Genomic DNA, 21,594 nt, shown 5'->3' on the forward strand with positions numbered 1-21,594 from the left:
CTTTGAAAAGTCTTAACCTTTTCTTGACGTTATGTTAGCTTTTACCCTTCATTATGAGGTTAAGGAGGTAATTGACGATGGCTAATGAATTAATTGAAATGAGACAGTTAACCAAAACATTTAAATCACAGCTAGCAGTCGATCATGTGGATCTGACGATAAGAAAAGGTGACATCTTTGGCTTAATTGGCCCGAATGGCGCTGGTAAGTCAACCTTGCTTAAAATGCTGGCCGGGTTCATTCACCCAACAGCAGGGGATATTATTTTATTTAACCATAACGCACAAGCTAACCCAGGCTATTATGAACGGATGGGGATTTTAATCGAACAGGTCGGTGTATTTCCGCAATATACCGGTTACAAAAACTTAGATTTAATTGCCCTTGCTTATGGTTTCAAGAATCGCAAAGCAGAGATAACTAACCTGTTAAATATGGTTGACTTGTCGTCAGCTAGCAAGACAAAGGTTAAAGACTATTCGATGGGGATGAAGCAACGGTTAGGCATTGCGATGGCCTTATTAGGTAGTCCAGATGTACTTATTCTCGATGAGCCAACCAATGGCTTAGACCCGCAAGGTATTGCCAGCATAAGGCAGCTTATTTTGGAACTAAATAAAGCTGGCTTGACCATTATTATATCAAGTCATATCCTTGAAGAGCTATCAAAGGTAGCCACTCAATATGCGATTATCAATCAGGGGAAGATTATTGAAACGATGTCGAAGGATGAGCTGCTGTTAAAGTGCGAGGATCGAATTGAAGTGGAGGTCGACCAAGCAAAAGTGGCTGTGCCAATTTTAGAAGAGTGGCTTGGTATTAAACGGTATAAGGTAATCAGTGAGCGTGTGATTCATATCTATGAGCAGCAGATCAAAAGTCAGCAAATTGTAAAAGCATTAGCGGACGAGAACCTCTTTGTCCACGCGATTAAGAACCAGAGCCAAAGCTTGGAGCACTATTTTCTAGAACGGATTGAAAGGATCGGTGAGCAAGATGATTAATTTACTCAAAATGGATTTTCATCGTTTCTTTTCAAATAAACTGATGTATCTCTTAATTTTAATCTTTATGGCTTTTCAAATCTTTGGCACGTTTATGCAGAAACAATACGAACAGCCGGAACTGCCTGTCAGTAGCTTAAATGGCAGTGCATACATTCAAATCGTATTGGCCCAAGCACCCCTATGGATACTTATTTATATCGCTGTTTTCACCGTCTATTTCTATATGAGCGAGTATAACTCCGGATTTTATAAGAATTATTTATCCTTGCCGAACGCCAGAAGAAATACCGTTTTTTCAAAAATAATTATTTTAGGTCTATTCACCGGACTAATGTTTATCAGCTTAATGATTGCCGATTTAATTGGCAGAGGCTTATTTTTTAATAACACCTCAATTGGCGACTGGGGCTATTTCAGTCGATTAATTATGGGTCAGTTCCTGCTCCATTGGGCGGCTGCAGTGCTGGTGCTCTGCATGACAATTATGATAAAAAATACGATCACCTGTATAATTATTGGAATTCTGCTATCTTTAAATGTCTTTGGTATGATCATTGGCTCAATTGAAGCGCTTATTAGCGATACAGATTTAGCATCCTACTTGTTGATTAATACGGCGATGACTATAAAGGATTTTGCTAAGCTGTCAGATGTTAGTCATGTTATCGCAGTTGGGCTTGTTTATTTGTTGGGCTTTGGGGCGGTTGCATTCTTTTATAAGCAGAGGGAAGATCTAAAGTAGAACCGCAGCTGGTGAGGTGTGAATGGACAATTTTTAGAATGATAATACTAAACGATTACTAGTAATTTTAACCAATTCTATCATTATGATTGCCGAAGAATTAAGTGGATTGACATAATAATAATTTCAGACTAGGAACAGATGATAAGAATCGGATGCTTGGATCTTACCACTCGAGTCATTGGTGCTAACTTATTTTTGATTGGTTTGCTTCATGTCCTTAATCATCTCAGTAAGTTTGTCAATTTTCTGTTCCAATCGTTTCAGTTCCTTCGTTTTGTCTAGTAGAAAATACAGAAGAACACCAACCATTGGTAAAATAATCATGACTGTATCATTCATTATTTATCAGCTCGCTTCCGAATACTTTTATTAAGTTTAACATATTTCTATGAAATATATTATCAAGAAGATAAAAGTAGGAGAGTTAAATAAACCGGTTTAACGTTCATAAAAAATGTTACAGTATCTATAAAGTAGAGAAAGGGTAATTTAAATGATTGTTAGCTATGAGAATTTCCGTGGGACATGTATTACTTACATGCGACCAACACAAAAGCGGGTAAATTACGCTATTACTTCTCGAAAAAATTGAATATCGATAGTTGCTGGGACATTATGCCCGCTGGCTATGAAATATATGAAGAACCTAACGGTAAGGTATATGCGAGGAAGAAAGTAACAACGCTCATAACGCCGGAAGAGATTGCTGTTGTGAATGATGGCATGCTTCGTTTTTGTGAAATTGAAGACTTTAAGTTAGATGTAAAAAAGGAAAGTGTTGATATTTACACAAATGAAAATGGCAAGTTAGAATCTATCGTACCAGTACAAAAATGGCATTATGGAACACAATTGCGTTTTCGTTTGGTAGACAGTGAGGCCCGGATTTTTACGGTTGAACGCTTTTGTTATCTTGGGAGTATTGATGACTGGATAGATTTAGATAGTTCTGCTGATTTAGGTGAGTTGGTTCATGAATACGCGCCGCATTTAGGCAAAGCGTCTTTCTATGAACTCATGTAAACCGAAGCCAGCTCTCAAGAGCAAGCTCTAGCAGTAGCAAGACTAAACACACCTGCCGCCTACCACTGCTGAGGTGCTAAAAAACTAGCTTAATAATCTCGTCTATATCGTTCGGGTTCTCTGCTAAGTTTAGTTTGTCAGATAATTTTTGCTGCACATGTCTAAATTCAGGGATAATGGATTGAATGACACACGTTATTTGACGTGCATCTCTCCCGCTATCCCAGTGCGTTAGGAGCTCCAGTTGCCAATCAAGTAGCTGGCTTCGTTCACCTTCAAGCTTGGCCCAATCTGTAGGTGAATTAGGTTCAATGCCAGCATCCATATACCACCCGGCAACCATTAATAAGCGCATCCGATCCAGACATTGAAGTGCATAATAGTTTTCTTTTCTCTTCAAGCGCCGATATCCCTCGTGTAAATATGCAAAAAATTTGCTCCTCCACATTTCAAACTTATCTTCGCGTAGTTCGTAGCTTAAAAGCTTAGATTTCTCCAATGCTGTTGCTAAAAAGCCGTTAGTATCGTGAATGATTTTAATGTTTTTTAACCAAATAGAGGGGTGAATATCTCTGGTCTGATAATAAAACGTGTCTACTTTAACAAATGTTTTGAAATGCGCAGTGCTATAAGAAGCCGAAGGTACGTCTTCAAAAAATAGCACTTCGCCCCAATTGGTAGCCCGTTGCTTTTTATTGAGTCGATATGACTCATAAAACGCATCTGCTATAATCAGACGGAGGTCAATATCCGAGTACAGATCGGTAGTGTCGTTGCCAATAGATCCGCCATAAAACAGACCTAGAATGTTAGGGTCTTGTAATAAATCCTCATTAATAGCTTTGATAATCAAGTTTCGACTTTTTGGTAGCGCTAAATCTCTTATTCCATGTTTAGTTCCCAATCCCACACATTGTCTGACCAACTCCTTGTTTAAGTACCTTTTCTAGATCTAAAGTGATTCTGCCTATTACATACATGCAAAATGAAAAGGCTTTAATTAAATGTATAATAATGTTAAGGTGAACACAATAACTTTTTTTGTGAGGGATAGTTTTGCACATTGGCAAATGCCCCTGGCCAAATGAATGTACTGGGAAATACAGATTGCCTATCACTACGGAAATCTCGTCATGAAATAGTTGATTCAGAACTCATTATTCCTAAACCATAAAGGCAAACAGTAGTAGATCTCAAGCCTCAAGGAGTACAAGACCTGTTTACATTCTAGAACGGGTAAGAATAGCTTGATTAAAAATATTAACCATAGGGACATACTTAAGCTTAACTATATGAAAATTGTCAAATCAGTTGTAAACTATAGAGGTAAGGTATTTTTCAGAGAGCGAGGTATCGTGCAATGACAACCTTTGATGATAAAGAATTCGATCACATCTATGAGCAAGAAATAAATGCTATTAATGAACAGCTTGAGCAAGAGATTGTCTTGGCATTAATTGGTGATGTTAACTCTGGAAAGTCTTCAACAATTAATCAATTAATGGGTGACGATGTTGCGAGGGTGGGAGCGCAGCCTGGTGAAACAAGAGGCATAAAAAAGTATAACTACAAAGACAAGATTATCTTTGCAGATACACCAGGCTTAGATGATATTAATCAAGCACATTCAAAGGAAACGCTCGCTTTCTATAAAGAAGCAGATATTGTGCTCTTTTTTCTAAATGCCGCCGGAACGGTTTTTTCGGATGGGGAGAAGCAGGCTTTAGAAAAAATAGAGGCAGTTAATAAAAATATTATTATTGTTTTAAATAAAATAGATGCTGCTGACAATATTCCTGACTTGGTTAATTATATTCAAGCGCATACCAAAGCTAAATATAAAGTAACACCGGTTTCTTCTAGAACTGGGGAAAATATTGATATCTTAGCTATTCATATTTTAGCTGTTTTGAAAAGCAAAAAAAAAGACGTTTTGTTCGCAAAATATTTAAAAGAAAAAGCGACAGTAGCTAACAAATGGATAAATGCAGCGGCAGTCTCAGCAACAGCAGTCGGAGCGGCACCATTGCCTGGAGCAGACATTATTCCGCTAACTGGCATTCAAGTAGGGTTAATGGTAAAGCTAGCTACCTTATATGAAAAGCCAATGACAAAGGATCGCGCCAAGGAATTAGCAATTGCAACTTTTACAGGTAATATCGGTAGAGGTGTATTTCGGCAAGTAACGAAGTTCATTCCAGGTGCGGGATCAATTGCAGGCGCTAGTATTGCTGGTAGTATGACCTTGGGTTTAGGACACTCAATTAAATATGCCTATGAGAATAATATTGATTTAGATACGAATGGATTAAAATCTATTTATGCTTTGTTTATGCGGGATAAACAGAAACAGTTGGAGTCATAAATTAATATTATTTTACTAAGGTAATTTATTGTATTTCCGCTCAATTTGTGGTCTCTAATAATCCATTTTTTAAAGAAGAATTTTTAGTGAACTGTTGTTTATGCTCCTTTTTTTATATCTTTAATTAAATTAATTATTTTCAAAGATTTGAGTGACGTATCCATTTGAATTTACAATGGATGGAAGAAGCCGGTTTATAACCAGTGCGCACTTTTGAATATGGTTATTTTTCCAATTGAATTTATGTTTTTTTATTTGACGAATTGTAATATTAATTGCAACACCTAAAAAAGCAGAAGAGAAAGTAACTTATAACAGCTTCGTGCTAAATGTAAGTAACGACACAAACACGTACACAGAGGCCTGTTATGAGTTACAAACTTTTAACCATATTTGAAAGAGTTTGAATCGAACCACTTTATGACATTGAGTGTAGAACACTAGATGTCATATGCTTACAAGTATGGAATTGATCTCGATAAAAATGGATTAAAATTAATTTATGAAACATTTATGGGGAGAAGAAGAAACAAATACAGCCATAAGCAGTATTATTAGGGGTTAATCAAATAATTAATTCTGAGCCTGTCGAGAACTATTAAAGTAAGTACCAAAATAAAATACGGCAGTTTAAGCACCATACTTAAGTTGTTCAAAGTGGAGCAGAATTAAATAACATACGTCCATCTCTCATAGCTTATTATTACAGTTTAGGTTTTATACATCATCGACTATCATTTTTAAGAAGTGTGTATTTTACTGCCTATTTAGCGGGTCTCAGTTTTAAAAAAAAGAGCACAATGATCTTACTAAATGTAAGTGCTATACTTACTAAAACTATAATTGGAACACAGTATATAATAAAAATAATGTAATTATAATCATCAGTTATTTTTATTTTAATATAGACGTAAAGTACATTTAAAGCAATTAAAAAAAGCGGATTTAAAGAGTCAACAGCCCAATGGAGAGCAAACTTTAGGTATTTAAAACACAAAAAAGTGAAACCTAGATAAGTAATAATAATAATAGAAATTACTATAGCGATAAAAACTCCCATATAAACAACCTTTCTAAAAAAATTAATTTAACAACATGAATAATGTACGGATAAAAATTGTTTTAAATTTGTTGTTAGACAAAATGCCAACATGTACATTGTTATAAATGCATCTTATATGTATTGAGTTATGTCTTATTCTAATCTTCATAATATTTGGCGTGCCTATGTGACATTGAATGAAATTATTAAAAAACATTTGCAAACACAAAATATTTATCAGTATATAAGATGCCGATAAGCATGCCAAACATAAAAATTTTTAACAAGAGTTTGTTTAAAAAAATATTCCATCCTTAGCATCTAGCTCTTAGAGTAATCTATTATTTACACCAACAGTAATGATTTTTTATGCTATCATTGCAATTTAGTAAGCTTGATGATTATATGATTATGAATTTTAAAGCAACGATCATTAAAGTAACAGTGGTATAGATAAAGGAGGCTTAATATCTACTAATTGTAGCTACGTTATATCCGTAACGGTGTTAATTAAGTTATTCTAGTTTGTCGTATAAGTTGAAATGTTATCAAATTTGTAATAATAACCATTACTATACCGCAAAAGTTATTAAGGTATAATAACCTCTTATTGAGGAAACCACTATTACTTACCTAACTTAGATTACCAAAACTCCAATCATATCCCTCCTGTAAGTATTATACCCTCCGAAAACTAGTTTCCTTAAAATATCTTAGTAGCTCAGCCGCACTATCCACAACCTTATCAGGCTTAATGCTACTATTAGAAGGTTGTTCATGCTTACGATGATTCATCCACAATACATGCCACCCAACTTGCTTTGCCCCAACAATGTCCTTCTCAAACGAATCACCAACATAAACGGTCTGACCTGGTTCACATTGTAGTTTATCTTCAACAATTTTAAAAATACCTGCCTTGGGCTTTGCGATTCCATATGTTCCTGAGACAAAGATATTTTCCATTGGAATCCAGTTGGTTAATTTGAGCTGGTTTATTTTCATGAGTTGATGAGATTCTTCACCATTTGTTAGGATAGCAAGCTGTATGTCTTGCTGTGCAAGGTGATTAAGTAGCTCCTTCACTTCAGGAAACAAGCTAATATTAGCTTGAGCATCCTTGTATTGTGCATGGAAAGCAAGTGCCTGTTCATCATTAATCTGAATGTCATAATCGGCTAACGCTTTGGAAATGCGACCTACTTGCCACTCCAAAACTGAAATTTCGCCAGCTTCACTTTGATCAAATAAAATTTCACTGTATTGTCGACTAGTTCGATAGATGGTATCAATATCGGTATAGCTATAGGTGGGGTCAATCAAACTTTTAAATGTCTTGTGAAAGGATAGCGCTTGATCGTATAAGGTATCGTCAACATCAAAGATAATCGTTTTCATAGCTGTGTCCTTTCCGAATTAAGATAAATCACTATACTTATCTTTTCTACCTTTAGCTTTATCAATGGGATATTTGTCATTATTTTTTTCAAGCTTGTCTTTAATAACCGCCTTTGGATCAAGTGCTAAGTCTGAACAAAGCATGAGTGCATAAATAAGGACATCTGCAAGCTCATCCTTAATTCCAGACAAATTGCTAGCTACGGCTTCTTCGCTTGTTTTCCATTGAAAATTTTCAAGTAATTCAGCTGCTTCTAGTGACAGGGATAGAGCAAGATCTTTTGAGTTATGAAATTGCCGCCAATCCCGTGCCTCTCTGAATGCATTGACTTCTTTAATTAATGAATCGATATCAGACATGTTGGCCCTCCTGTTGAAGTTCTAGCAATTTTTTTCTTAAATTATTGTCAGTCGCATAGATGTATAGCCCGTGTATGCCGCGCTTCATTAACACATTAAGCGAATTTAAAATAATTTTAATCTTTAAATGCTCATTTTCTTCATCAGTTAAGTCCTGTCTTTTACGATAGGCTTCTGTATCCTGATATTTTTTAGTATCAATTACAAGCTGATCAGTTAGCGGGTCATAGCTAATTGATGGGCCAATAATAACCCCAACATAATTCAGGTCAAAGCCTTGGACTGTATAGATCGAACCAACCTCTTTAACTGTAGCTGCTTCCTCAGCCCAAGTCGTTTTATCGCTGGTGCTGTTCCATGGTAAATGAATCCCGCCTTCATCAACTAAATAGCTATTACCGTCCTTCTTATGCAAATAATCAAAGGTAGAAACAAGCCTTGATAAGCCGTGCACTTCATTTTGTTGGAAAATAGCCCGTTTAATAGCTTCACTGCTTTCAAATACCTTTAGTTCAAAACCACCTAATTCGTTAGGGATAGGCAACAGCTTACTGTCGACAAATGCATCAATCCAATTTGGCACCGCCTCACTAGCCTGAATTCTAAATTGGTCGGTTAAGTGATAGACGGTTGTTCTGTGCTGCTTGGTCATTTCTCTAATCGTAGCTTCGTTCCAGTAACTTTTTAGTTTAAGAAATTGCTTTGGGTCAAAAATAATCACGGTAACCTTACTCCGTTTAATAATTTCCTCGAGGTGATTTTTGTAGTGAAAACTGTTATAGCTATCTTCCTTACTTAACAGCAGATGTGCCTCATCAACTAAGACGACATCAGCCGCTTTAATTGCCCCCTTATCAATTTTATTAATAAATGATGTGGGCTTTAGAAAATGACTCTTTTTCAGATTAGGCAAACTACTCGCGATACTCTGATAGGTTTTAATCATTTCCCCATGATTAACTAATAAGTAGTTGCTTGTTTTATAAAGTGGCGAGCTCGTGTCCTTCGTATAATCCTGTAAGGTATTAAACAAGGAGCTGAGCACGACACTTTTGCCCGTACCGGCCTCGCCTTTAATTAAGAATACATGCCGACCATCTTTGTGAATGTGTTTATTGCAATAGTCAATAATATCTTGTTTAACCTGTAGCTGACTATCTGATAACGATTTATAGGGTGATAGTTTAAAAACATCTTTGTTTTCAAGAATATCAATATCTTCTTTAACAATTCCTCTAGTTTGTAGCCCAGCCCAGATTTCACTAAAAATCTTACGATGAAAATAGGGTTTCTCATAGTAATTATGTACTTGATTTTTGGTTGTTTGGCTGACATTTTGGAGCTGATATTTGCTGTCTGCGATAAAGTAGTTTATAAGATTTGTTTCAATATTGTAGGTAGCAGATTGGTTAAATTTCTGATAGCCAATAATTAAAGTAGCCTTTAGTTTTTTCCGTTGCTGATCCTTCAAGTGTTGCTGAATCCGTTGCTTAGCATGGACCGTCTGTCCGATATAAGCCATTGGTTTTTGGTCATTGTTATAAATAATGTAGACAACAGGGTAATCGTCAATAAACGTCCCTTTAATCTGATCAATTGCCGCTTGAGTGAAAGGTTGCTCTTTAAAAATAATATCTGACATGATTGAAAGCTCCTAACCAAGTATTGTCAAGACTATCATAGCATAATTGGGGTGGGGACTGGGTGAATTATATGGAATATCCAAAAAATTAGAAAGGGTAACAGTAGATAAGTTTAAAGAATTATGGAGATCGCTCTAAACCAATTTGTTAAAGTTTAATTCTCACTTTAAAAATTTCAATTCAAGCAACAAAAATTTGACAAATTGTTGTATAATATATTAAAATATTTAATTTTCTAGTAGTGTAAAAAAATTATAAGGTAAGATTAGAAGAATATTAAGTAGAAATTTAGTCGTAATTATAAAGTCATATTTCTTAAGGGGTGATAATTTGACAATTAACACAGTATTAAACAGTAAAAGTAAAGGATATTGGGATTTTACAAATACCAGGGGAAAAGGCATACATAAGATCTGTTCTTATCCTGCTACAATGGTGCCAGACATGCAAAAAGAGCTGATAGAAATTGTAATTGATGGAGATAAATCAGTCAAAAATATTTTAGATCCTTTTCATGGATCAGGTGTAACTTTGGTTGAAGGTGAAAGTTTAGGTTTAACACCAATTGGATTCGATATTAATCCATTGGCTAATCTAATGACACGAGTAAAGCTACAAGGGATAAACAAAAATAAAATTGCTTATTCAAATAAAAAGATAAGAAAATTTCTTTATTACTCGAATCAAGATTATTCAATTCACTATTTTAACAATATAAATAAGTGGTTTAGAAGTGATGTAATTAAAAGTCTAAGTCAAATTAGATCTGCGATTCAAAGCGAAACATGTAAGAATATAAGACAATATTATTGGGTTTGCTTAATAGATATAATAAAAAAATATAGCAATACCAGAAGTTCAACTTTTAAATTACATATAAAAATTGCTGAAGATATAAATTCAATGAATAACAAGGTAATTGACGAATTTCTAAAATCTATAGATTCTAATTATGAATTTATCCCTGACTATTCACGAAGTAAAAAAATTGATTTATTAATTGGTGATAGTAAGAAGTTGTTAGGGAGAGTCAAAGAAGAAAGCATAGACCTAATTTGTACTTCACCACCTTATGGAGATAATGGAACAACAGTAACATACGGACAATTTTCTATGCTTCCGCTTTACTGGATTGATAAAAAAGATTTAGGTGTTTTTGAGGAGACTTTATTGGAGAACTATTCAAGCATAGACTCTGCTAGTTTAGGTGGGATTAGGAGTAATTTAAAAGATAGTAATTATAAATCAATAGTATTGAACAATTATTTAAAGGAAATTTGTGAAGCTAAGCAAAAAAAAGTAAAGAGGTTTGTAATTGATTATTTGGAAGTATTAGAGAAATTAGCTGTGGTCTTAAAGGATGGTAAATATTTAATTTTAACATTAGGTAATCGAAGGGTAGATAATAAAGTGTTACCTTTGACCGAAATTACAAAACAATTTTTATCCATAGATGGTTTTGAAGTTGTATCAGAAATCCAGAGAAATATACCTAACAAGAAAATGCCTCGGAAAGTTTCTAAAGTAAATAATCAGTCTGTTAGTTCTATGAATGTAGAATACATATTGATACTGAGAAAAGGAGCAAACAAATGAACTTAACACATTCGCAAATTAAAGTTAGTGGTAATATTATTAGTGAGTTATCAGAAAAAATTCCAACAAATATTATAGCATTAAACGAATTAATAAAAAATGCTTACGATGCTGGAGCACCAATGGTAAGAATAGTTCTTAATTCAGAGAGCAAGACGCTTGAAATAATTGATAACGGTGTTGGGATGGATAAGGATGATATTGAAAGACTTTTTCATATATCATCAAGTGAAAAAAAATACGGTGAAGAAATTACTGTTAACGGATATAAAAGGTTGACTCAAGGATCAAAAGGATTGGGGTTTTTATCTGTATTTAAATTTGGAGATAAAGTAAGGTGGGTAACTACAAAGTATGAGAATTTAGAGTTCTCAATTGTTTTTTCTGATTTATTAAAAAAAGATGATATTACAAAATATTCTCTACCTATCAAGCATTCACCAAAGAAAAATGATAATGGAACAAGGATCATTATAGAAATGAATGATTATTCCTTAAGATCTTTAGTTGAATATTTATCTAAAAAGGTAAATCTGAATAAAATTTTAAATTCTTTTATAGATAAAAATTTCCTTATTCATTTGAATATTGACGGAGAAAAATACTCTACAGACACTTCTCTTGATTTAGATAAGGAATATAAGGAAAAACAATTGTTAAGAGTTAGATATAATGATGCTGATGAGAAAATTGTTTTTTACTATAAGAATAGGATGGTTCATGAAGTAGGTTATGCATTTGATGGGCAACAAAGGTATTTTTTGAATATTGATATACAAATTTATGATTTAACAGGTGGGAGAAGAATCAATATTAATCCTTTATTCCACAAGTCAAGTGAAGGTCAACTAACTCCATTATTATACGTGAATAATAACTTATTTAATAACTATTCCATTTTTAATCCAGAAGTTATGAAAGCAGTAAAATATGAACGTGTTTTACCCCAGATGATAGGATACATATGTATAAAAAGTAGTGATAAAGAGATAAGCTTTAACTCAGATAGAACTCAATTCTCTCAAAATAATTTAACGGATAGAATTGTTAATTTTTTAGAATCAATAAACAAAAAAATACAAGAAATCGGATCACAATTAAAACGGGAGTTAAATTTTAATTACAATTTTTTAACTTCAAACAAAATTTGCGAAGAAAATATTACAAAAGATTTCAAGGAAGAAAGTTTGCTTATTAAGGGTTTTTTGCTAAAAAAATTAGTTGCTCACTCTGTAACTGAACAAGAAATAACCTATACATTATTTGATAATAAAAGAATTGTTAGAATTATTCCTAAAGAAAAAAAGAGAATAGAGAAGATAATCGAATTGAAGTTAGGAAATAAGCCTAAAAGTGATTTGAAAAGTATATATAATTCTAATAACATAGTAACATTGAATGGGAATACAGAATTAGGGTTTAATGAAAATGTACCGGGTATATGGAAAGTTACTGAGGAAAGTGATAGTGAAATAAAAGAATATGTAATTAAAATTGTTAATCCTCAAAAGCCAAAAGTTGAGCAATTAATTACTGACTTAAATATACATCAAGCATATAAATACGATGAACTATTTTTAATTAAAAATAGCTTTGGAGAAAAGGATAAAGGAGTAAAACCAGAGTTGCAGAATGACGGAGGTGCTGATATTGAAGACAAGAATATGGAAATCACTTTCAGCACAGTTAGAGAAGCCAAATTAGTAGTAAAAGTAATTGATAAAAAAACGCAACTTGAATACTTAGGTGAATTTTATTTTCGAGTAATTAATCCGTCAAAAAAAATTCTTGATACTTCAGAAGGAAGTTCTGATTTTATTGAAATGGCTGTCTCTAGTTCAGTATATTTTTCATCAAGCATAGCAGAATATATAAATGAACTTAATTTGTTATGTAAGGAAGTTAACTATAATTATACCTTTGTTTCTTCGGTTAGAACTCTAGTAGAACTCATAGTAAATGATATTCTTGATAAAAAAGAAATTGAAAAGCAAGAATCATTAGCAGAAAACTATAGAACAGTTTACAGTCTTTATAGTGAATTTATTCAAGAAATTGCAAATGCTAAAGATAAACAAGTTATTACAAACATATTTCGTACAATTAATACTCAGAGAGACAGAGATGGTTTTATTGCTTTCCTAAACCTTAGTACTCATGGCAGTGCGAGAATTATAACTAAGAAACAAGTAGAACTTAAAAGTACCGAAATTAGATTGCTTTTAGAGTTTTTAAATTATTTATCGAAGGATTGATGATTTAAGTGCAATTTAACTTTTATAGATAATTAACCCTCTTACTCTTATAATCTAAAGTATTAGTTCTGCTTCAATCCCATGGTGAAAAAGAATTTGTTTAATACTTTTAAGATACTGTAAAAAAGGTTACAATTCTTAAATAGCGATTGCACTTCTCCACGCTGGTATTATCTAAGGCATTATTAAAGAGTAAGAATACAATCGTTTCTTTCAGTTTTTGTAAAACACCCCTAGTGAATTTTGCTATTATTTTATCGTAATAAAGTGACTAAACTAATTCGCAAACTGGTAGTATCCCCTTTAAGTAGACTGATAAAAAAAGAGAACATGTTATCATGTTCTTAACAGTCTTACTTGGAGGGGATTTTTCTATGGCAAAGAAAGGGCAGCACTTTACACAATATACACCCGAACTAAAACAGGAAGTTGTTCGGTTGAAACGAGAGGAAGGCTGGACGTACAGACAACTTAGAGAAAGGTTTGGCATTAAAAGCGACGCACAAATTGCAGAATGGGTGAAAAAGACGCAAATGGGCATGTCTTTTGAAGATCAGCGCGGACTTTGGAATCGGAAAACGTTCTCCAGTCTCGAAGAAGAAAATGCGTATTTGAAAGCGCAGGTGGATTATCTAAAAAAGCAAAATCCAAATCTACACGGAGAGGAGAAATCTCAAAGGCTAAAAGATTCGAAGTGATTCACCAGATTAGTTCCAAACACCCTTTAAAATGGCTGTTCAGCATAGCGGAAGTATCTAAGGCAGGTTACTATAAATGGCTACTGTGCCATCCAGCGCGGATACAACGTCAGGAAGCAGAAGCGCTCCTTAAAGAACACATTCTCACCATTCATAAGGAGTACCCTTATTATGGATACAAGCGTGTCACACGAGTCTTACGCAAAGAAGGGTTACTTGTAAATCATAAGCGCACTAGAAGGTCACACGAGTCTTACGAAAAGAAGGGTTACTTGTAAATCATAAGCGCACTAGAAGGATGATGCGTGATTTAGGGATCCGATCGGTCATTCGTAAGAAACGCCCTTTCTAAGGCAGAAGAGGATCCGTGATTTTCAGAAATGTATTGAATCGGAATTTCTACGCAGAAAAAATGTATCAAAAGCTTGTGACGGACGTTACATATGTGCGCATAAATGAGCAATTTGTGTATTTATCCGCTGTTATGGATTTGCATAATAATGAGATTGTGGCATGGCATTTATCCGAAAGAAATGATTTGGACTTAGTACTGAATACGCTGACGAAATTAGAGAGTCAACCGCTTTATAAAGGCACCCTGCTTCACTCTGATCAGGGTTTTCAGTACACCACGAACACTTACGCGAAACGCTTGAGTGAAATGCGTTTGAATGGCAGTCATTCCAGACGGGGCAATTGCCATGATAATGCGTGTATAGAGAGTTTCTTTTCCCATTTGAAAACGGAGAAGCTTTATTTGGAGCACCCAAAAAATTATGCACAAGCTGCTCAAATGATTGAAGCATACATCTTTTTCTACAACACAGAACGGTTGCAAGAAAAACATAACGGCCTTTCCCCGATAGAATATCGGGAAAAAGCCGCAGCTTGATTTACTCTTTTTTTAGTTATCTACTTGACAGGGGTCAGTGCACACTTGATTTAGTCACTTTATTTGTTTATTTTTCGTGAAACATTTTCCGTGGTTTCAGCATCAAATAAATTAAGCATATTTTCCAAACTTTGCTCCCAAATCTCTATCCATTCCTGCTTTGTATTATTTTTATATTCAATGTCTAAATTTAAAAAGCGATAAGGAGTATACAGATTATTTAAATTTGATACATTAGCATCTAACAATTCTAATTCTTCTTTTAATTCGGATAGTAAGTAATTACCTGTATTGTCTAATGTACTATCTTTATCAAGGAGCTGATCAACAATGAGTGTGAAGCTATAGAACTCACCAAAAAGTAAAGCCTGTTCCTTTGAAGCTAATGGAATAGAAAGATCTGAGAAAATAGAACTAGTTTGAAGCGTTTCGTAATTTTCATAAGTATCTGCAGCGTAAAAGCTATTGTATACTTTTTTCTTCCATTCGTTGTATTCCATTTCTTCTGCTGCTGAGATTGAGCTTGAGTCACTTTTAAATTTTTCAATTATCTTAATAACAACTTCTGGATTTGCATCATGTATTGATAGAATAAATTGATAATCCTGCTTAGTTCTCAATTGATCTATTAACTCTTTATGCTGATTTGATTGAACATGACCCCATATTATCAAACTTGTAAAAACTATTAATAAAAGTGATAAAATAGTAATAGTAATTCGAATCATCTGAAAGGAACCCGCAACCAACTAGTGCTTGATCTGACATATCCATGATAGTAGGGTAGCGCTGAAACTCCATAAGTAACAGATTGATCTAAATATATACTTGTTCCAAGAATGGATTCAGTAGGGTAGATATAGAAGGGCAGGTGTACAGTAAGCCCCCCCTCCAAATCGTAAGTTCTAGTACCTCTCTCTAATCTCCCGTCATAATCTAGTTCTTTCCCAAAATTTTTATTGAAAATAATCTCATATTGATTAACATTACCAGTAGAGTTTGAATTAAAGTTATGTTCAATATTTCTACTCTCAATACTAATGAAATTAGATAGTATAGTTATAGGTTTATCCAAAGGCGTCCCATTTGCTAAGAACTTTATTATCCAACCAGAGTGCTCTACAACGTCTTCTTGTGGATAAACTCTCTGATCATTTATATCAATGTTTACAGAGCCGGAAACATCGAATAGTACTTTAGTGACTGAAGCTGTTGAAAAATTTTCAATTCCGATGACCTCATCAATGTATTCTTCTACTAGACTGGTATTAGTAAACATTCTACCTCTAACCTTTTTATTTTCTTGACCCTCATCTAACAGAAACCAGTCTGTTGCATGCAGAATATCAGTTACAAAACGACCACCAAAGCCGAGGTCTTCCTCGTCAATCATTAGCCCTGTTTGAGTTTGTCCCAAAAAGGTATATGGTCCTTCTATATTATTTACAAGGTTATTGGAAAGTGTATGATTTTGTATAGCATCTATATATGTTTTTGAAGAATAAGTATCAATGCGTTCTTTGAGGTCATTAGAAATCTCTCCAAAAAAATAAATACCTTCGAAATCTTCACCTAATTTTCCAATAGTCAATGTAACAGTTGCTTCGTTTAATTCAGGGTCATATAAGAGTCCTAAAAGAGAGAATTTTTTATTGTTATCCTTGATAATGTAGCCTTCTAAAGGTCCTTCGTAAAAATAACCATTTTCTACAATTTTTTTCTCTAACTCACCTGTGTACTCGAATTTGCTCATACCAGATTTTTCTCTAAGGTTACCGCTTACCTGAATAGTATCATTTCCATAAGAATCTTCATTAATTATAATTTCAAAATCTACTAAGGAAGATGAAGTAAGATTCGAATTAATTTCATCTTCAACGTTTTCAGTAAAATTTTCAAGTGATACATTTTCTAGAGAAAAATTATTCAAGGATGGCTCCGCAGCAATTAGTGTGTCTATCGATATTAAATATAAAAAAAGCAAAAACAACAACAATTTTTTCAAGGTTATCCCTCCAGTAATTATTATACATTTATCTTACATTTTAGGAATTTGAATGTAAATAATTAATTTGAACTAGGCAGAAAGATTCTGTGAAAAATAAAAAAATGCTCTATCTAAATATATTTTATGAAAGTTCTAGAAAAAAATATAGATTAATAAAACTATTTCATGCTCTTTAAAGGACTATTAACCGACATTGACACAGTCATCACCGTATGAGAAGACCCGCTCTCCTCCATATCAATAAATACCTGTTCTAATCCGTTAAAGATATTGACCACTTCGCCATCTAAACGGGTGGCATAATGCGTACTGCTAACCGCAACACCCCGACCCTTCATTGCTTCAATTTGGGCATAAATTTGCTCCATATAATCGCCCCCACCTAATGGGTATAAGGCGAATTTAGTGGCGGCTTTTTGCTTAATTACGTCAACTTTTTCCTTGTTTAGTACATGATCGTCCTCAGCCAGATAGACATCACCGGCAGTATCACCTGGACAGCCAATTGAATAAGTAGCCTCAAAGGCAACATGAACGCCAGTTTTTGCAGCATGAAGAAGAATGGCTTTCGTGATATCGAAGATATGTGGAATTCTCCCCCTCACTAAGGTGGTCACATCATCGGTCTCCATCCAGACCTTCGAAGTGTCGACTTCTTTTAATGCTCCTAGGATGATATTAATAAAGTCATCGCTCATTGGGTGGATTGAAAAGCTACACCCTGCAATCCGATTACTTCCACATACAAAGTTAGTCATAACTATTACCTCCATAAAGACGCGAAAAAGCTGCACCCCCAAGGAGATGCAGCCGAATGGATAACTATGAAAAACACACCGGTTCGACTACACTTCCCCACGCTAGTATTATCTAGATCAGGTTCAAAGGGTTAGAACACGATAGTTCCTCTCAGCCGTTTGGTAGGCACCCCTAGTGCATGTTCGCTATTTTTTTGATTAGCTTCATCGTAAATCAATCTTTCTTGATTGTAAAGGGTTATGCATACTAGATAAATCTAATAATAGAGATCAGCAGCTATCTGTCGTTTTCGTTCTGGCTCATAACTAGCGTATAATTTAGAAGTAATACAGTTTCCGCTTCATAGGAAAAAGAACAGCTTAATAAAATGTAAGTGCTTTCTTATACTATAAATAGAAAGGAGCAAATGAAAAATGAAACTACTAACGAAAAGAGAAGTAGAAATTCTTCATTTGTTACGAAACAGTAAGGACTTGCAAACAGGAAAAAGTCTTGCTCTTTTGTTGGGTGTCACAACACGGACAATTAGAAATGATGTCAAAAGGTTAAATATAACTATCTCCAAATATGATGCAGAAATCGTCTCATATAGAGGAAAAGGCTATGAGTTGGAGATAAGAGAGGGGGATGCTTTTCAGCAATTATATAGTAGTCATGTAGCGCTTATCCAAGACCGTAAAGCGATTACGGAAACCCAATCTGAAAATGAACTAGAGAACCAGATTATTAAAAAGATATTAATGAACTGTTTAACCGATACCAGTATCTATCAGGAAGAGTTAGCGGAAGAGCTGTTTATTAGTTTGTCGGCATTAAAAAGCTATCTTGCTTCAGTTAGAGAAAAAATAGCGACATATGGGTTGGTGTTGGCCACAGACAGATTACATGGAATTAAGGTAACCGGTAATGAAGATAAGATCAGGTTCTGTATATCCCAATATCTCTTTAATCATCAGAGTATCGGGGTTTATAATGACATATTTCCTGATAATGAAATTAAACGAATTAAAGATTTGACGTTACATGTCCTGCTAAGTAATCAGCTGCAATTAACAGATGTCGCTTTAGAAAACTTAATTATTCATATTGAAATAACGATTAGACGATACTTAAATAATAGGTTGTCAGATTATCATGTGCATGTCACCGAGCAGTTGAAGAGTACCAAGGAATATAAAGTTGCTAGTGAACTAATTGAACAAATAAAAGAAGTACTGAAGATTAATATTGAAAGTGAGATCTTTTATCTTACTCAGCATTTACTGGCCAGTGGCCGGCTCTATATGAAGGATATTAATAGAGAAGAATACAGCAAAATGGTGTCTCTGCTTAATAAAGTTTTCTGGGAAATAAGCGAAAAGACGTCAATAGATTTATCGGATGATCAGAAGCTGATTGATGGGTTAATTGTTCATTTAAGCGTAGCGCTTAAGCGCATTGAATATCAGATGAATATTAGGAATGAAGTACTGAGCAGTATCAAAAATAACTATCCATTAGCGTTTCAGCTTGCAGCAATTGCTAGTAACAAGATTAGTGAGCTGACCAAACTCAATATTAATGTGAATGAGATTGGTTTTATTGCAATTCATTTTGGTGTTGCTCTAGAGAAAAAAGGATTAAACCAACAAGAGCTAAAAAAAATCATCATTGTCTGTGGATCAGGTCTTGCTACAGCGTCCTTAATTAGAGAGCGATTATTAAATAGCTATGGTGCACAGGTGAGTGTGGTAGAAACCATTCGTTTTACCGAATTTCAGAAGGAGCTAATTGACAAAGTAGATATGATAGTGACGACAGTCCCTATTCCGATCGAATCAAATAAGATATTTACGATCAGCCCTGTGTTAAGCTCAGAAGATTTAAAAACACTTAAACGAAAACTATTAGCGGGCAACCATATGCCAGACGTTGCTAATTTTTATTCTATTTTTAAGCAGGACTTGTTTGTCAAAGATGTGCAGCTATCCTCAAAGGATGATGTCCTGCACTATGTAACAAACCTGATGGCTGCCAAAGGCTACATTGATGCATATACCAAGCAATCAATCTATGACAGAGAGACGATGGCTTCGACAGAGCTTAGTAACTTGCTTGCTATTCCCCATCCGCTCGATAATAGTATGACCGAGCCGAGTATTGCGGTGTGTGTGCTAGCAAAGCCCATTACTTGGGATCGAGAAAAGGTTCAGGTTGTCGTTGTCTTAAGTGTACCGAAGCATCAACAAAAGACGTGGGAGACTTTATTTAGACAATTGTATCTCTTTTTGATAGAAGAGTTTGGTATTACGAAGTTAATATCAACGTATTCCTACAATGACTTTATCAAAAATTTAAGTAAGTATAAGGAGAAAAATTTATGAAAGAAATCTATTTTACCGAGGAAAATGTTGCATTTAATGTAGAAGCTATAGATTGGGAGGACGCAATCTATAAAAGTGTGGCGTTGCTGAAGAAGAATGGATTAGTCAATGAGCATTATGCACAAGAAGTTGTCAACAATGTGAAGGAGTACGGCCCGTATATCGTGTTAGCACCTGGGATAGCGATTCCCCATACGAGGCCAGAGAATGGTGCCTTAAAGGTAGGGATGAGCCTGATAACATTAAAGAGACCCGTCTACTTTAACGACACATCCGCTCCGGTTAAGGTGCTAATTAGTTTCTCTGCTACGGATAGTGAGAAGCATCTCAATATTATTAAAATTATTGTAAAAATTGTTGAGAAAGGCCTAATTGACCAGATTTCTCAAATAAATTCACTGTTTGATTTAAATGATTTAATAAGAGGTGAACAGCCATGAAAAAGGTTGCTTTAATTACCAGTGGAGGAGATGGTGCGGGCATTAATGCCGTCATTCATATCATCGCCAGTCATCCAGACATTAATTTGTTTGGCTTTAATGGTGGCTATCAAGGCATTCTTACTAGTGAGCCTGTCCCACTAACCAGAGAGGTGGCTCAACACCAGGCTCTCGGTGGTGTGCATTATGTACAGACAGGTAGGAGTGATCTTCCCTATACACAGGAAGGAAGAAGTAAATTAATACGTAAGCTTCAGTCAGAAGAGTTTGAGTGTTTAATTGTATGCGGTGGTAATGGCTCGCAGAGAGCTGCGCGGCTATTACATGATGAGGGGATGCCGACACTGTTTATTCCAATGACCGTCGATAATGATGTAATTGGAAGCGATTATAGCATTGGCTATGACACTGCATTAAATCAATTAATTCAGCTGTTATACGGTTTCCATGATACGGCGGCCAATATGCCAGGGCGGATCTTTCTTATTGAGGTACTAGGAGGGAATTCGGGCAATCTGGCATTGGAAAGTACGATTGCTGGTGCGGCAGATTTAGCTATTGTACCGGAATATTCAACGAAAATGAGCGACATTACTCGTGTTGTCCAACAAAAGCTAGCTAAGCAAAAGTCGCTAATTATTGTTTGCTCAGAATCAGCTTATGAGAACAAGGATTACCAGTCAGGTCAGCAAGGCGTTTCTTTTGAAATAGCTCATGCAATTGAAGCGGCTACTGGTATTAGAGTAAGAAAGTCAATTGCTGGCTTTTATCTGAGAGCTGGTCGGCCCTCATTTCGAGATGCTTCGCTAGGTGCAAAAATAGGCTCAAAAGCTGCCCAGTGCATTCTAAAAGAACGATTTGGCCACATGGTTGGTGTGACTGGTGATCAAATAATAGCACAAGCCTATCAGGATATAACCGAGTCATTAATCACGCTTAGTGCGCAAACCGTTGAAGTTGCTAAGTACCATCATCAGGTCATAAGTGAGGGGAGGTGAGC

Annotated in this window: 17 protein-coding genes, 1 pseudogene and 1 riboswitch; of the genes and pseudogenes, 10 read left to right on the forward strand and 8 right to left on the reverse strand. The window is 34.8% G+C overall.

Annotated features, from left to right (window positions below; genetic code table 11):
* Window positions 1–77: 77 nt before the first annotated feature.
* Entirely contained in the window at window positions 78–1,004 is a 927-nt protein-coding gene (locus BM000_RS15360) for an ABC transporter ATP-binding protein (protein WP_091500076.1), read from the forward strand.
* Entirely contained in the window at window positions 997–1,749 is a 753-nt protein-coding gene (locus tag BM000_RS15365) for an ABC transporter permease (RefSeq protein WP_091500078.1), read from the forward strand. The genes BM000_RS15360 and BM000_RS15365 overlap by 8 nt, the downstream gene beginning before the upstream one ends.
* Before the next feature lie 192 nt (window positions 1,750–1,941).
* Here BM000_RS15365 and BM000_RS16885 read toward each other — a convergent pair whose 3' ends face one another.
* Window positions 1,942–2,091, reverse strand: a complete 150-nt coding sequence (locus tag BM000_RS16885) for a hypothetical protein (RefSeq protein WP_177178326.1) — start codon at window positions 2,089–2,091, stop codon at window positions 1,942–1,944.
* Between the two features lie 186 nt (window positions 2,092–2,277).
* Here BM000_RS16885 and BM000_RS15370 point away from each other — a divergent pair, with 186 nt between their 5' ends.
* Entirely contained in the window at window positions 2,278–2,775 is a 498-nt protein-coding gene (locus BM000_RS15370; RefSeq protein ID WP_091500080.1) for a hypothetical protein, read from the forward strand.
* A 76-nt stretch (window positions 2,776–2,851) separates the two neighbouring features.
* Here the strand turns inward: BM000_RS15370 and BM000_RS15375 are convergent, their stop codons facing one another.
* Window positions 2,852–3,685 (reverse strand): hypothetical protein, encoded by an 834-nt coding sequence (locus BM000_RS15375; RefSeq protein WP_091500082.1) that lies wholly within the window; start codon window positions 3,683–3,685, stop codon window positions 2,852–2,854.
* A 450-nt stretch (window positions 3,686–4,135) separates the two neighbouring features.
* Here BM000_RS15375 and BM000_RS15380 point away from each other — a divergent pair, with 450 nt between their 5' ends.
* Window positions 4,136–5,140, forward strand: a complete 1,005-nt coding sequence (locus BM000_RS15380) for a GTPase (RefSeq protein ID WP_091500084.1) — start codon at window positions 4,136–4,138, stop codon at window positions 5,138–5,140.
* A gap of 1,720 nt (window positions 5,141–6,860) precedes the next feature.
* On the opposite strand, the gene BM000_RS15390 is transcribed toward BM000_RS15380, so the two are convergent.
* From BM000_RS15390 to BM000_RS15400, 3 genes are read right to left on the reverse strand one after another with little or no spacing between them, the layout of a single operon-like run.
* The gene (locus BM000_RS15390; protein ID WP_091500087.1) at window positions 6,861–7,580 is read right to left on the reverse strand and encodes an HAD family hydrolase; all 720 of its coding nucleotides are present in this window, start codon (window positions 7,578–7,580) and stop codon (window positions 6,861–6,863) included.
* Window positions 7,581–7,598: 18 nt separating this feature from the next.
* Window positions 7,599–7,940 carry a nucleotide pyrophosphohydrolase gene (locus BM000_RS15395; protein WP_091500089.1) on the reverse strand — a complete coding sequence of 114 codons (342 nt, stop codon included), beginning with the start codon at window positions 7,938–7,940 and terminating at the stop codon, window positions 7,599–7,601.
* Window positions 7,933–9,582: a DUF2075 domain-containing protein gene (locus tag BM000_RS15400; RefSeq protein ID WP_091500091.1), complete on the reverse strand. Its 1,650-nt coding sequence runs from the start codon at window positions 9,580–9,582 to the stop codon at window positions 7,933–7,935. The genes BM000_RS15395 and BM000_RS15400 overlap by 8 nt, the downstream gene beginning before the upstream one ends.
* Window positions 9,583–9,913: 331 nt before the next feature.
* Here BM000_RS15400 and BM000_RS15405 point away from each other — a divergent pair, with 331 nt between their 5' ends.
* The 3 genes and pseudogenes from BM000_RS15405 to BM000_RS15415 all read left to right on the forward strand — a co-directional run bounded on the left by BM000_RS15405 (window position 9,914) and on the right by BM000_RS15415 (window position 15,024).
* Complete coding sequence (locus tag BM000_RS15405) at window positions 9,914–11,179, forward strand: TRM11 family methyltransferase (RefSeq protein ID WP_091500093.1); 1,266 nt, start codon at window positions 9,914–9,916, stop codon at window positions 11,177–11,179.
* A complete protein-coding gene (locus tag BM000_RS15410) occupies window positions 11,176–13,434 on the forward strand; it encodes an ATP-binding protein (RefSeq protein ID WP_091500095.1) in 2,259 nt (752 codons plus the stop codon). The genes BM000_RS15405 and BM000_RS15410 overlap by 4 nt, the downstream gene beginning before the upstream one ends.
* A 374-nt stretch (window positions 13,435–13,808) precedes the next feature.
* Window positions 13,809–15,024, forward strand: a pseudogene (locus BM000_RS15415) (IS3 family transposase).
* Between the two features lie 59 nt (window positions 15,025–15,083).
* Here the strand turns inward: BM000_RS15415 and BM000_RS15420 are convergent.
* The 3 genes from BM000_RS15420 to BM000_RS15430 form a co-directional block, all read right to left on the reverse strand.
* A complete protein-coding gene (locus tag BM000_RS15420) occupies window positions 15,084–15,752 on the reverse strand; it encodes a hypothetical protein (RefSeq protein ID WP_091500096.1) in 669 nt (222 codons plus the stop codon).
* Window positions 15,749–17,029: a hypothetical protein gene (locus tag BM000_RS15425; RefSeq protein WP_091500098.1), complete on the reverse strand. Its 1,281-nt coding sequence runs from the start codon at window positions 17,027–17,029 to the stop codon at window positions 15,749–15,751. Before BM000_RS15425 ends, BM000_RS15420 begins: the two co-directional genes overlap by 4 nt.
* A 161-nt stretch (window positions 17,030–17,190) precedes the next feature.
* Window positions 17,191–17,790: a YkoF family thiamine/hydroxymethylpyrimidine-binding protein gene (locus BM000_RS15430; RefSeq protein WP_091500099.1), complete on the reverse strand. Its 600-nt coding sequence runs from the start codon at window positions 17,788–17,790 to the stop codon at window positions 17,191–17,193.
* Between the two features lie 77 nt (window positions 17,791–17,867).
* Window positions 17,868–17,974: riboswitch (TPP riboswitch) on the reverse strand.
* A 230-nt stretch (window positions 17,975–18,204) separates the two neighbouring features.
* On the opposite strand from BM000_RS15430, the gene BM000_RS15435 reads away from it, so the two are divergent.
* Genes BM000_RS15435 through BM000_RS15445 form a run of 3 tightly spaced genes read left to right on the forward strand, consistent with a single transcriptional unit; the run spans window position 18,205 to window position 21,592 of the window.
* Window positions 18,205–20,154, forward strand: coding sequence for a BglG family transcription antiterminator (locus tag BM000_RS15435; RefSeq protein WP_091500101.1), 1,950 nt, complete (start codon window positions 18,205–18,207; stop codon window positions 20,152–20,154).
* On the forward strand, window positions 20,151–20,594 hold the full coding sequence (locus BM000_RS15440) for a PTS sugar transporter subunit IIA (RefSeq protein WP_091500103.1): 444 nt from the start codon (window positions 20,151–20,153) through the stop codon (window positions 20,592–20,594). The genes BM000_RS15435 and BM000_RS15440 overlap by 4 nt, the downstream gene beginning before the upstream one ends.
* Window positions 20,591–21,592, forward strand: coding sequence for a 6-phosphofructokinase (locus BM000_RS15445; RefSeq protein ID WP_091500105.1), 1,002 nt, complete (start codon window positions 20,591–20,593; stop codon window positions 21,590–21,592). The genes BM000_RS15440 and BM000_RS15445 overlap by 4 nt, the downstream gene beginning before the upstream one ends.
* Window positions 21,593–21,594 lie beyond the last annotated feature (2 nt).

Origin of the sequence: Amphibacillus marinus, from assembly GCF_900110345.1 — a bacterium.
Classification (GTDB): Bacteria; Bacillota; Bacilli; order Bacillales; family Amphibacillaceae; genus Amphibacillus_D; species Amphibacillus_D marinus.